Raw genomic sequence first — 12,194 nt, 5'->3', positions numbered from 1 at the left:
CCGGCAGGTGCGGCGAAATCTTTTCCCAAACCTCGTCCCCGATGACCAAACGATCCGTGTTCATCCAAGCCTCCTGACAAAAGAAAGCTTGAATCACTTTTTGACGCTCTTGGGAATCCCTTAAATGTCAACGGGCCCTAGCGGAAGGAAAAAAAATGTCGCGACTGATCATCGACGCCCACGTCCACACCCAACGTTTCACGCCGGGCCACCAAAAGCGCGGCGAGGCCTTCACCTACCGCGGCCTGGAAGACGTCATCATGAGCCAGCAACCCTGGGACAACTCGCGCATGCTGCTGGCCGACATGGACCGCACCGGCGTCGACATGGCGGTGGTGCTGACCGCCTTCAACATGCGCAACGAGATGATCGCGGCCCAGGCGGCACGCTTTCCCGACCGGCTGATCCCGTTTTGCTGCTACGTCGAGACCTCGCGCCGGGAATGGGCCGGCGAAGCGCCCTTCAGCGCCGACGACGCGGCGGCCGAGGTCGATCATTGGCTGAGCCGGGGATTCGTCGGCATCGGCGAAACCACCGGGCTGTTGCCTTCCAAGAGCATGGATATGCCGATCGAGGAAAACTTGCGCCTGATGTGGCCGATCATGGAGGTGGCCAAGAAGCACGACGCCCCGGTGCTCTTTCACACCGGCTGCATCGCCTATCCCGACACCTGCCGCTTGCGCGGCGTCGACCCGCTGCTGGTCGACGACCTGGCCCTGGCCTTCCCCGAGGTCTCGATCATCGTCGGCCACGCCGGGGTGCAGACCGGTTGGTACAAGAACTTCCCCAAAAACGCGGCCATGGTGGCGGGGCGCCACCCCAACGTCTATCTCGAGATGTCGCAATGCCAGCAGGAACAGATCGAGCGCGTGCTGCATGACCCCAACATCGGCCCCGACAAGCTCTTGTTCGGCTCCGACTGGGGCACTTCGATCTCGTACCAGTACTACGGCCAGGATCGCACCTATGCCGCCACGCCCCCCGGCGCGCCGCCCACGTACCTGCCGCTGCACATGGACTGGAACCTGCGCCAGGTCATGGCCATCGAGATGTCGGAAGACGACCGGGCCAAGATCCTCGGCCTCAACATGGCCAACCTCTGCAAGATCGACGTGCAAAGCCTGATGCGCCAGAAGGAAGAGCGCTACGGCGACCAGATCCAGTGGGATCAGGTGCCGGCGGCCTGGGCACCGCAAGACGGCTAGCGGACCATGGCGACCGCCGCCAAAGAGCAAAAATACCGCGAGCGCCAACGCCAGGTCATCGACGCCGCCGCCGCGGTCTTCGCCGCAAAGGGTTATCACGGCGCCAGCACAAAAGAGATCGCCGAGCGATTGGGCATCCGCCAGGGCAGCCTTTACTACTATTTCTCCTCCAAGGAAGAAGCCCTAGCCGAGGTCTGCCGGCTCGGCGTCGAGGGCCATGTGCAACGCCTCGAGGGCATCGTGGCGGAGGACCTTCCGGCCCGGGAGAAAATCCGCCGTTTCTTCCTTTGCCACCTCGAGCCGCTGCGCACGCTGCCCAACCACATGGAGGTTTTTCTCGGCCAACGCCAGCACCTGGGCGGCCAGCGCCGGCGCGACGTGCAGCGCATCGCGCGGGCTTACGAGGAACTGGTCGAGGGCATTTTCCGCGCCGGCGTGGCCGGCGGCGAGTTCGCCGCCGATCTCGACTGCCGCCTGGCGGCCTTGGGGCTGCTGGGCATGTGCAACTGGGTGCCGACGTGGTATGCCCGCAACCGGGGCCATACGCTGGAGCAGATCGCCGAGCAGTTCGCAGCGATCTTTCTCGAGGGACTGAAGGCCTGAGCAACGGAGGTACTGAACCCATGGCACGGTTGGAGGGAAAAATCGCCATCATCACCGGCGCCACCAGCGGCATCGGCGAGCGCAGCGTCGAGCTCTTCGTCGAGGAAGGCGCCCAGGTGGTGTTTTGCGGGCGGCGCGAGGAACTGGGCCGGGCGCTGGCCGAGCGTGTCGGACCGGCGGCCGAATTCATCCGCGCCGACGTCGCCGTCGAGGACGACGTGGCCAACCTGATCGACACCACGGTGGAACGCCACGGCCGGCTCGATGTGCTTTTCAACAACGCCGGCGGCCCGGCCCCCACGGGCTCCATCGCCGACATCGATACCGACTTCTACGATCGCGCCATGAAGGTGCTGGTGGGCGGCGTCATGCTGGGCATGAAGCACGCCGCGCCGGTGATGATCAAGCAAGGCTCGGGCTCGATCATCAACAACGGCTCGATCGCCGGCCACCAGGCGGGCTATTCCTCGTCGATGATCTATTCCGCGGCCAAGGCCGCCGTCATCCACCTCAGCCGCTGCGTCGCCATGGAGCTCGGGGAGCAGGGCGTGCGGGTGAATTCGGTCTCGCCCGGCGCCATCGCCACCGGCATCTTCGGCAAGGCGCTGGGCGTCGAGGCCGACAAGGCCGAAGGCACGGCCGAGCTTCTCAAACAGGCCTTCGAGACCATCCAGCCGATCAAACGCGCCGGCCTGCCCGAGGACATCGCCCGGGCGGCGTTGTTTTTCGCCAGCGACGAATCGTCGTTCATCAACGGCCGCGACATCGTCGTCGACGGCGGCCTCATCGGCGGCCGCCAGTGGAGCGTGCTGCAGGACGCGCTGGGCCAGTTGAAGGGCGCCTTCGACGCCATGGGGTGAAGGCTGCGGGCTATTCCGTCACCGGATCGAGAGGCTGGCCGGCGGCCAGAAAGGCCTCGACGTTTTGGCGCACCCGGAACCCCATGTCGTAACGGGCCTCGCCGCAGGCGGTACCGAGATGCGGCGCCAGCACCACGTTTTCCAGCGCCACCAACTCAGTCGGCACCTGGGGCTCGTATTCATAGACGTCGAGCCCGGCGGCGGCGATGGTGCCGCTTCGCAAGGCTTTTATGAGAGCCGCCTCGTCGACCACCGGGCCGCGCGCGGCATTGATCAGCACGGCGTCCGCCTTCATCCGGGCCAGCGCCGCCGCATCTATCAGGTGGCGCGTCTCGGGCGTCAGCGGACAATGCAGCGAGACGATGTCGGCGGCCTCCAGCAACTCGTCGAGTTGGGCGCAAAAGCGGGCCTCGCAGGCCGCCTCGGCCTCGGGCGCACGGTTGCGGTTGTGATAGATCAGCGGCATGCGGAAGGCCCGGGCGCGCCGCGCCACGGCGCTGCCGATGCTGCCCAGGCCGACGATGCCCAGCGTCTTGCCCCAAAACCGCTGACCGGCCAGCGGGTCGTCGACCTGGCTGCCCTGCCAGCGCCCGGCCCTGAGCTCACGGTCGCCATGCACCAGGCGCCGGCAGGTGGCCAGCATCAGCGCGATGGTGACGTCGGCGGTATCCTCGGCCACGGCACCGGGGGTGTTGCTGACGACCAGGCCGCGGGCCTGGGCCGCCTTCACATCGACATTTTCGGTGCCGGCACCGAAGACGGCGATGATCTTGACGCTTGCGGGCAGCCTGGCGATCAGCTCGGCGTCGATAGGGTCGCTGGGGATCGGACAGAGCGCCACGGCGCCCTGGCAGCGGGCCACGATATCGTCGACTGACAACTTGTCGTCGGCGGCGTTGAGCCGGGCCTCGAAGGCCTCCGACATGGCGGCCTCGGCGGCCCCGGTCCAGTGGCGGGTGAGAACGACGACGGCCTTGGTCATGGCGGACTCCCGAGGTGGCTTGGCAGGCTCTCCTTGAGCTTGGCGATGTGCGCGACCCCGGTGCCGCAGCAGCCGCCGATGACCTGACAGCCGGCGGCCAGCCAGCGCTCGGCCTCGGCGGCCAGGGCGGCCGGTGAAATGATGTCGACAAACCGCCAGTGCGGCATCTCGAAATAGCCCGATTCGGGATAGACGCCGGTCGGCCCCGACCAGTGCGGCCGCAATTGCTCGAGCAGCGCCCCGGTGATGTCGACGCTGGAGTGCATGACGGTGATCAGCCCGGCGCCGAGCCGGCCGGCGGCGGCAAACATCTCGTCCATGGCGAACGGTGGATCGGAAATGCTGACGAAGCCCTCGCCGGCCGGCGCCCGCCGGGCACAAAGGCCGAGCCAGACCGGCAGGCCGGTGCTTTGGGCCGCCGCCATGGCCGCCTCGGCATATTCGGGGCGCTGCATCATCTCCAGAGCAATCAGGTCGGCACCGGCCTCGGCCTGAATTTCGGCCTGTTCGCGAAAGCAGGCCGCCAAGCGCTCGGGATGGCGCCATTCGGGGCCGGTTTGGGGAGCGATGAAGTGGGAAATGGCGCCGGCCACGGCAACCTCGCGCTCGGCCGCGTCGCGGGCCCGAACGGCGTACTCGACGGCCAGGCGGTTGATCTCTACGACCTGGGCGCCGTAGCCCGCGGGCTCGAGCGCCTGGCGGCCGGCGGCGAAGGTGTTGGCGATGACGACGTCGGCCCCGGCGGCGATGTAATCGGCATGGATCCGAGTGAGCAACTCGCCGGCTTCCAGGTTGGCCGGGCCGCACCAGGCGGTATCGTCCATCACCGCGCCGCGGGCCTCGAGCTCGGTGCCGACGCCGCCGTCGATGATGACGACCTCGCCCGCCGCCAGGCGTTGGTCGAGCCAGGGCGGTCCGGCGCTAACCGGCATTTGTCGCCTGAATGGCTTCGAGGCGGGCCACGGCCTTGTCGTCGATGGGCCAATGCACGATGGCGGCGGCGATGCCCAGGGCCACGCCGGCCCACCAGACAACGTCGTAGGAACCGGTGGTATCGAATAGGTATCCGCCCAGCCAGACGCCGGTGAAGCTGCCCAATTGGTGGCTGAAAAAGACCACGCCAAACAGCGTCGCCATGTAGCGCGGCCCGAAGATCTGCGCCACCAGACCCGAGGTCAGCGGGATGGTCGAGAGCCACAAGAGCCCAATGGCGGCGCTGAAGAGCAGCGTCGAGGTGACGCTGACGGGAACTGTGATGAAGCCGAAGAAGGCCACGGCACGAAGCAGATAGATACCGCTAAGCATGTATTTCTTGCTGCGCCGGCCGCCCAGCACGCCGGCCGTGTAGGAGCCGATGATGTTGAAGAGCCCAATCAGTGCCAGGGCCCAGGCCCCCAGTTCGGCTGTGGCGCCGCGGTCGACCAGATAGGCCGGCAGGTGGACGCCGATGAAAGCGACGTGGAAGCCGCAGACGTAAAAGCCCAGCGTCAGCAGCAAAAAACCTTTGTGGGCTATGGCCTCGCGCAGGGCCTGACCCAGGGTCTGGTCGTCCGCCGCCGTCAAGGGCTCGGCCCGGCCCTTTAGCGCCGATCCCATGGGTATGATCAGGAGCGCGATGATGCCGAGCAACAGGAACGAGAACTGCCAGCCGTAGGTGCTGAGGAAGGCCTGGCCCAGTGGCACGATGCTGAACTGCCCCAGCGAGGCCGCCGCCGTGATCACGCCCAGGGCCCAGGAGCGGCGCTCCTCGGGAAAGACGCGGCCGGCGGCGCCCAGCACCACCGAGAGCCCGGCGCCCGACTGGGCCATGCCGATCAGCAGCCCGGCGCTAAGATGGAAATCCTGGGGCGAGCTGGTGGTCGACATGACGTAGAGGCCGAGCGCATAGAGCACACCGCCACCGGCGATCACCCGGCCGGCGCCAAAGCGATCGGCAATGGCCCCGGCGACCGGCTGGAAGACGCCCCAGAGCAGGTTCTGCAGCGCCATGCCGAAGGCGAAGATCTCGCGGCCCCAACCCAGATCGGCGCTCATGGGGCGCAAAAACAGACCGAAGCTGGAGCGCAAGCCCATGCTCAGGATTACCGTGACGGCCGCCGCCACCAGCACCAGCATGGGCGTGCGCCAGGATTTTCCTGAGGTGATTGCGGTCATGGCTCGGTTTCCACAGGGGCGGGCAGAAGCGGGCGATACCCCTATCAGGTAGGTCGCCCCGCGATCAAGTCACCCGGCCGGCCGGCGGCCCAGCAGCGCCGCCAGTTGGTCGTAAAAGATCTCGACCAGCACGCAGCCGCAAACCACCACGATGGCGGCCACCTGGACGGCGGTGATGGCGCTGCCCAGGATGGCCAGCGCCAGCAGCGCCGCGATCACCGGCTTGAGAAAGAAAAGGTAATTGGCGCGGCCCATGTCGGGCGCCGCCGACAGCCCCCAGAGCCAGAGGATGAAGCCGATGCAGGTGTTCCACAGGCCCAGCGTGAGCAGCGAAAGATAGGCCTGGGGCGGGCGCTCGAACAGCGTCGCGGGGTCGACCCAGATGCCCCAGGCCAAGCCCACCACCAGCCACAGCGCCCCGGCGCCCAGCCCGAAAGTCAGCGTGGTCATGCGGATGGCGCCGTATTCGTTGATCAGGGGCCGGATCAGCACCAGGTAGAACGAGCCGATGACGGCGCAGCCCAGCGCCATCAGGACGCCGTAAAAGGCGCCCGAGGCAAGCTGCAATTGCTCCAGATAACCATCGGTAAGCAGGAAGACGACGCCGCCGAAAGCGCCCAGGCCGCTGATCACCTTGGGCGCCGTGATACGGGTTTTGTTGACGATGGCATCGACCACCATGACGCCCATGGGCATGGTCGTGACCATGGTCGCGACCTGCACGATGGAGGCGAAGTCGAGCGACCAATGGAAGATCAACTGGCCCAGCGCCATGCCGCAGACCGACAGCACGAAAATGCGCAGGCCGTCCTTGCGCAACGGCTCCAAGAGGTTGCGCGTGCTCTGGCGCGACAGCGCCACGAGCAACAGGCAGGCGCTGCCCAGCAGATAGCGCCAGACCGAAACCTCGGGCCCGCTGATCCCCGACAACACCGAGAAGAACTCGCTGGTGGCGTGGCTGAAGACGCCGAGAAAGGCGGCCGTGTAGGCCCAGAAGACGAGGTTTTTGTAAAACGGCATGGGGAAGGCGTAAGCGAGGGTTGAGAGAGCGCGATTATGCCCACCCCGCCATGGCCGCAGTCAAACCCTTTCGCTAGCCCCAGCGGCGGCCGCGGGTCTTCTCGAAATATTGCTGGTGGTAGTCCTCGGCCGGCCAGAAGTCGCCGGCGGCGCTGATTTCGGTCACCACCGGCCCGGGCAGATTGCCCGAGGCCTGAATCCGGGCCTTGGCCTCACGGGCCGCCGCTTGCTGATCGGCGTCGTGGAAAAAGATCACTGAGCGGTACTGCGTGCCGACGTCGGGACCCTGGCGATTGAACTGCGTCGGGTCGTGGATCTCGAAAAAGAGCTCAAGCAACTGGTCATAGCTCACCCGGCGGGGGTCGAATTCCAGCCGCACCACCTCGGCATGCCCCGTGGTACCCCGACAAACAGCCTCGTATGTGGGCTCATCGACCGTCCCGCCGGCGTAGCCGACGGCCGTCCCGCTGACGCCCTGGATCTTGCGGAACGCCGCTTCCACGCCCCAGAAGCAGCCCGCACCAAAAGTCGCTGTGGCCATGTTTTCACTCCCCTCCAGCCTGGCCAGTAACCTAGTTCGCGTCCCGCCGCCGCCCAGTCAGCGCAGCACGAAGGGGTTCGGCACCTCCGTCTCGGTGGCGATCCAGACGCTTTTCTGCTGCAGGTACTCCTTGATCATCTCTTGGCCGTTCTCGCGGCCCAATCCGCTGCGCTTGTAGCCGCCGAAGGGCGACATGAAGGAGACCGCGCGGTAGGTGTTGACCCACACCGTGCCGGCCCGCAGGCGTTCCGAGATCTTGATGGCGCGGCCCATGTTCTGGGTCCAGACCCCGGCCGCCAGGCCGAAGTTGATGTCGTTGGCGATGGCCACGGCTTCTTCCTCGTCGTCGAAGGGAATCACCGAAAGCACCGGGCCGAACACCTCTTCCCGGGCGATGCGCATTTGGTTGTCGACGCCGGTGAAGATGGTGGGCTCGACGAACCAGCCCTCACCGCACTCGGGGCGCGTGGCCTTGGCACCGCCCAGCGCCGTCTCGGCGCCCTCGCCCTTGGCCACGTCGATGTAGCTCAGGACTTTTTCATACTGCGGAATGGTGGTGACCGGGCCGACCTGGGTTTCCAGGCTGGCAGGATCGCCCATGCGCGCGGTCTTGGCGAAGGCCACCAGCTTGTCGACGAACTGGTCGTGAATCGAGCGCTGCAGCAAAAGCCGCGAGCCGGCGATGCAGGTCTGGCCGGTGGCGGCGAAGATGCCGGAAATCACGCCCTTGACGGTGTCGTCAACGAAGCAGTCGTCGAAGACGATGTTGGGCGACTTGCCGCCGAGCTCCATGGTGACGTGCTTGAGGCTGCGGGCCGCCGCCTCGTAAATCCGCGCGCCGGTGACGTCGGAGCCGGTGAAGGCCACCTTGGCCACTTTCGGATGCTCGACCAGCGGCGCGCCGACGTCGGCGCCGAAACCGGTGACGACGTTGACCACGCCCGGCGGAAAGCCGGCTTGTTCGAACACCTTCATGAACTCGAGCGTCGAGATCGAAGTGAATTCCGAGGGCTTGATGACCATGGTGTTGCCCGCCGCCAAGGCCGGCGCCAGCTTCCACATCAGCAGCAGCGGCGAGTTCCAGGGCGTGATGCCGGCCACCACACCCAGGGGCTCCCAGCGCGTGAAGTTGAGGTGCCCTGGCTTGTCGATAGGCAAGACCGAGCCTTCGATCTTGTCGGCCAGGCCGCCGTAGTAATAGCACCACTGCGGAATGTAGGCGGTCTGGCCGCCCATCTCGGCGATCAGCTTGCCGTTGTCCTGGGTCTCGGTCCGGCCCAGATGCTCGGCGTTCTCGGCCAGCAGGTCACCCAGCTTGCGCAATAGCGCGCCGCGCTGGGTCGCCGTCAGGGCCGGCCAGTCACCGCTTACAAACGCCTGGTGGGCGGCCTCGACGGCACGGTCGACGTCGCCAGCGCCGCCACGGGGCACCAGCGCCCAGGGCTGGCCGGTGTAGGGATTGAGGCTCTCGAACCATTCGCCGCCGGCGGCCTCGACCCACTCGCCGCCGATGTACATCTTGTGCTTTTGCATGACACACTCCCGTTCTGGTCTCCACGCTCTCCGTGGCCGGTGTTGCCCGCTAGAGTGAGACAAATCACCGCCATATCCCAGGGGCAAGAATCGCACGATGCTGTACCGCGGGTCCGGCCAATTCAAAAGCACCTACGCCCAGGACCAGGCGATATTTCCCTTGGCCCAGGATCGCTGGGCCTGCGCCGCCGCCCTGGTGGTGGCCTTCGTCGTCGTGCCGTTGTGGGCCGACGAATACTGGCTGCAGGCTATCCTGATCCCCTTCCTGGTCTTTGCGCTTTTGACCATCGGCCTCAATATTCTGGTCGGCTATTGCGGCCAGTTGTCGCTGGGCACCGGCGCCTTCGCCTCGGTCGGTGCCATTTCCACCTACAAGCTGACCACGGCCTTTCCCGATCTCAACATGATCGTGGTGTTTCTGCTTTCGGGCCTGATTACGGCCTTCGTCGGCATCGTCTTCGGCTCGCCCAGCCTGCGCATCAAGGGATTCTATTTGGCCGTCGCCACCTTGGCGGCGCAGTTCTTCATCAACTGGATCTCGAACCGGATGGCATGGTTCTACAATTACAGCCCGTCCGGTTCCATAACGGCACCACCGCGCAAAATGTTCGGCGTCATGGTGACCGGCCCCGAAGCCTCGGCCGAGGCCCGCTATCTGCTGACGCTTGGTATCGTCATGGTTTTGGCGCTCTTGGCCAAGAACCTGGTGCGCGGGCATTTGGGGCGCTCCTGGATGGCCATTCGCGACCGCGATATCGCGGCCGAACTGATCGGCATCAGACCGCTGCCGGCCAAGCTGATGGCCTTCGCCATCTCGTCTTTCTATATCGGCGTCGCCGGGGCGCTCTCGATCTTTACCTGGCTCGGCGGCTTCGATATCGGCGCCTCGTTTCGCGTCGAGATTTCCTTCCAGGTCCTGTTCATGGTCATCGTCGGCGGCATGGGGAGCATTCTGGGCTCGTTCATGGGGGCCGCCTTCATCACCTCGGTGCCGATTCTCCTGACCAACCTGCCGCCAGCGCTCGGGCTGCAAATCGACGTCGCTCTGCTGAAGCACTTCGAGGTCATGTTTTTCGGCGCCCTGATCATCTTTTTCCTCGCCGTCGAGCCCGGCGGCCTGGCCCGGCTATGGCAGATCGCCAAGGAAAAACTGAGACTATGGCCGTTTCCGCATTAGGGCCTGTTGACATTTAAGGGATTCCCAAGAGCGTCAAAAAGTGATTCAAACTTCCTTTTGCAAGGAGGTTTTGATGAACACGGGACGTTTCGTCATCAGGGATGAGGTCTGGGAAAAGGTTTCCCCCCACCATGATCAGCGAATCGGTGGCCATCTGCCGCTACTTCGAGGAGATCCAGCCTGAGCCCGCGCTGATGGGCCGGGGGGCCGCCGGCCGCGCCGTCGTGGAAATGTGGCAGCGCCGGGCCGAGATCGAGTGCATCGGCGCCGTGGGCGAGGTCTTGCGCAACACGCTGCCCATGTTCGAGGACCGCGCCCTGGCCGGCGTGCCCTCGGGCGTGCCCCAGCTTGCCGACCTGGCGGCCCGCGGCCGGGTGAGCTTCGGGCGCTTCCTCGAGCGCCTGGACGAGCGCCTCGGCGAAAGCCCCTTCATCGCCGGCCCGGCGTTCACCATCGCCGACATCACCACCTACGTTGCCATCGAAACCGCCGGCCGCGTCGAGATGGGGGCGTCGGAAAGCGCCGCCAACGTGCTGCGCTGGCAAAGCGAAGTGGCCGCCCGACCCAGCGCCACGGCTTGAGGGACGCGCGCTCCATCAATTCGCCCAGGTATGCTATGGGTTGGGCCACCGCTTTTTGTGCCGCCCCCCGAGCTTGGAGGATCCCATGACTGAGGCCCCCGCCACCTGCGACATCCTGTTTCGCGACGCCACCGTCATCGACGGCACCGGGGCGCCGGGGCGCCGCGGTGACGTGGCGGTCAGCGGCGACCGCATCGTCGGCGTCGGCGACCTCGCCGCCACCAAGGCCGGCGAGGAAATCGCCGCCACCGGCAAGGTGGTGGCGCCCGGCTTCATAGACGTCCACACCCACGACGACCGGGCCCTGATCACCGACCCCGACATGACGCCCAAGCTGAGCCAGGGCGTGACCACGGTGGTGCCGGGGAACTGCGGCTTCAGCCTGGCGCCGCTCAAGCCGGAGCAAGCCACGGACCCGGTCTTCGAGTTGATGGGCGGGCCGGCGGCATTCCTCTATCCCACCTTCGGGGCCTACCTCGATGCCCTCGACGCCAGCCCGGCAGCCATCAATGCGGCACCCCTGGTGGGCCACTCGACGCTACGCGCCGGGGCCATGGACACCATGGACCGGGCGGCTACGGGCGACGAGATCGCGGCCATGCGGATCCAGGTCGGCGAGGCCCTGGGTTCCGGTGCCATAGGCTTTTCCAGCGGGCTTTTCTATCCCGCCGGCCGCCAGGCGCCGGCCGACGAAGTGGTGGCCCTGATCGAGCCCCTGGCCGGCACCGGCGCCGTCTACACCACCCACATGCGCAACGAGGACGACGATGTCGAGATCTCGCTCGACGAGACCTTCGAGACCGCCCGCCGGGCCGGCGTGCCGGTGGTGATTTCGCACCATAAATGCGCCGGCACCGCCAACCACGGACGCAGCACGGCGACGCTGGGGCGCATCGAGGAGGCCCGCCGGAGTCAGGCCGTGGGCCTCGACGCCTATCCCTACACCGCCGGCTCGACGGTGCTGATGAGCGAGATGGTGGAACGCGCCGAGCGCACCATGATCACCTGGTCCAACTCGGAGCCCCAGGCGGCCGGCCGCGACCTGGCGGAGCTGGCCGCCGAATGGGGCATCGAAGTGCTGGAGGCGGCCGACCGGGTGCAACCCGCCGGGGCCATCTACTTCATGCTCAGCGAGGACGACGTGCAGCGCATCCTGGCCTATTCCCGCACCATGATCGGCTCCGACGGCATTCCCCACGACAAGCACCCGCACCCCAGGCTTTGGGGCACCTTCCCGCGCGTGCTGGGCCACTACGCCCGCGAGCTGGGTCTCTTTCCGCTGGAGGAAGCCGTACACCGCATGAGCGGGCTCTCGGCCGAAACCTTCGGAATCAAGGACCGGGGCCGAGTCGAGGCCGGTTGTTTCGCCGACCTGGTGCTTTTCGATCCCGAGACCGTGATCGACCGCGCCACCTTCGAAGAGCCCTTACGCCCGGCTGCCGGCATCGACATGGTGCTGGTCAACGGCTCCGTCGCCTTCGCCGCCGGCAAGTGGACCGGTAGCCGATCCGGCCGCGCCATCCGCCGCGCCGCTTGAG

12 protein-coding genes are annotated in these 12,194 nt (G+C 66.4%); 6 read left to right on the top strand and 6 right to left on the bottom strand.

All coding sequences use genetic code 11. The features are described from left to right. Positions 1-155: 155 nt before the first annotated feature. From QGG75_11355 to QGG75_11345, 3 genes are read left to right on the top strand one after another with little or no spacing between them, the layout of a single operon-like run. Positions 156-1,205 (top strand): amidohydrolase family protein, encoded by a 1,050-nt coding sequence (locus tag QGG75_11355; protein ID MDP6067829.1) that lies wholly within the window; start codon positions 156-158, stop codon positions 1,203-1,205. 6 nt (positions 1,206-1,211) lie between these two features. Next, positions 1,212-1,808 carry a TetR/AcrR family transcriptional regulator gene (locus QGG75_11350; GenBank protein MDP6067828.1) on the top strand — a complete coding sequence of 199 codons (597 nt, stop codon included), beginning with the start codon at positions 1,212-1,214 and terminating at the stop codon, positions 1,806-1,808. A 20-nt stretch (positions 1,809-1,828) separates the two neighbouring features. Continuing rightward, positions 1,829-2,668 carry a glucose 1-dehydrogenase gene (locus tag QGG75_11345; GenBank protein ID MDP6067827.1) on the top strand — a complete coding sequence of 280 codons (840 nt, stop codon included), beginning with the start codon at positions 1,829-1,831 and terminating at the stop codon, positions 2,666-2,668. Between the two features lie 10 nt (positions 2,669-2,678). Here QGG75_11345 and QGG75_11340 read toward each other — a convergent pair whose 3' ends face one another. The 6 genes from QGG75_11340 to QGG75_11315 form a co-directional block, all read right to left on the bottom strand. Next, complete coding sequence (locus QGG75_11340) at positions 2,679-3,650, bottom strand: D-glycerate dehydrogenase (protein MDP6067826.1); 972 nt, start codon at positions 3,648-3,650, stop codon at positions 2,679-2,681. After that, a complete protein-coding gene (locus tag QGG75_11335) occupies positions 3,647-4,582 on the bottom strand; it encodes a homocysteine S-methyltransferase family protein (protein MDP6067825.1) in 936 nt (311 codons plus the stop codon). The genes QGG75_11340 and QGG75_11335 overlap by 4 nt, the downstream gene beginning before the upstream one ends. Next, a complete protein-coding gene (locus QGG75_11330; protein MDP6067824.1) occupies positions 4,572-5,804 on the bottom strand; it encodes an MFS transporter in 1,233 nt (410 codons plus the stop codon). Before QGG75_11330 ends, QGG75_11335 begins: the two co-directional genes overlap by 11 nt. A gap of 69 nt (positions 5,805-5,873) precedes the next feature. Then, positions 5,874-6,824, bottom strand: a complete 951-nt coding sequence (locus QGG75_11325) for a DMT family transporter (protein MDP6067823.1) — start codon at positions 6,822-6,824, stop codon at positions 5,874-5,876. Positions 6,825-6,897: 73 nt separating this feature from the next. Continuing rightward, on the bottom strand, positions 6,898-7,365 hold the full coding sequence (gene msrA / locus QGG75_11320; protein ID MDP6067822.1) for a peptide-methionine (S)-S-oxide reductase MsrA: 468 nt from the start codon (positions 7,363-7,365) through the stop codon (positions 6,898-6,900). Between the two features lie 57 nt (positions 7,366-7,422). After that, entirely contained in the window at positions 7,423-8,898 is a 1,476-nt protein-coding gene (locus tag QGG75_11315) for an aldehyde dehydrogenase (GenBank protein MDP6067821.1), read from the bottom strand. 97 nt (positions 8,899-8,995) lie between these two features. Between QGG75_11315 and QGG75_11310 the strand changes: the two genes are divergently transcribed. The 3 genes from QGG75_11310 (at position 8,996) to QGG75_11300 (ending at position 12,193) form a co-directional block, all read left to right on the top strand. Then, the gene (locus QGG75_11310; protein ID MDP6067820.1) at positions 8,996-10,075 is read left to right on the top strand and encodes a branched-chain amino acid ABC transporter permease; all 1,080 of its coding nucleotides are present in this window, start codon (positions 8,996-8,998) and stop codon (positions 10,073-10,075) included. 131 nt (positions 10,076-10,206) lie between these two features. Then, the gene (locus QGG75_11305; protein MDP6067819.1) at positions 10,207-10,656 is read left to right on the top strand and encodes a glutathione binding-like protein; all 450 of its coding nucleotides are present in this window, start codon (positions 10,207-10,209) and stop codon (positions 10,654-10,656) included. 85 nt (positions 10,657-10,741) lie between these two features. Beyond that, positions 10,742-12,193, top strand: coding sequence for a D-aminoacylase (locus tag QGG75_11300; protein MDP6067818.1), 1,452 nt, complete (start codon positions 10,742-10,744; stop codon positions 12,191-12,193). The last annotated feature ends 1 nt before the right edge of the window (position 12,194 follow it).

This window comes from Alphaproteobacteria bacterium, from assembly GCA_030740435.1.
Classification (GTDB): Bacteria; Pseudomonadota; Alphaproteobacteria; order UBA2966; family UBA2966.
The sequence above is the reverse complement of the archived record's forward strand: the minus strand, read 5'-3'. Positions and strand labels throughout refer to the sequence as shown.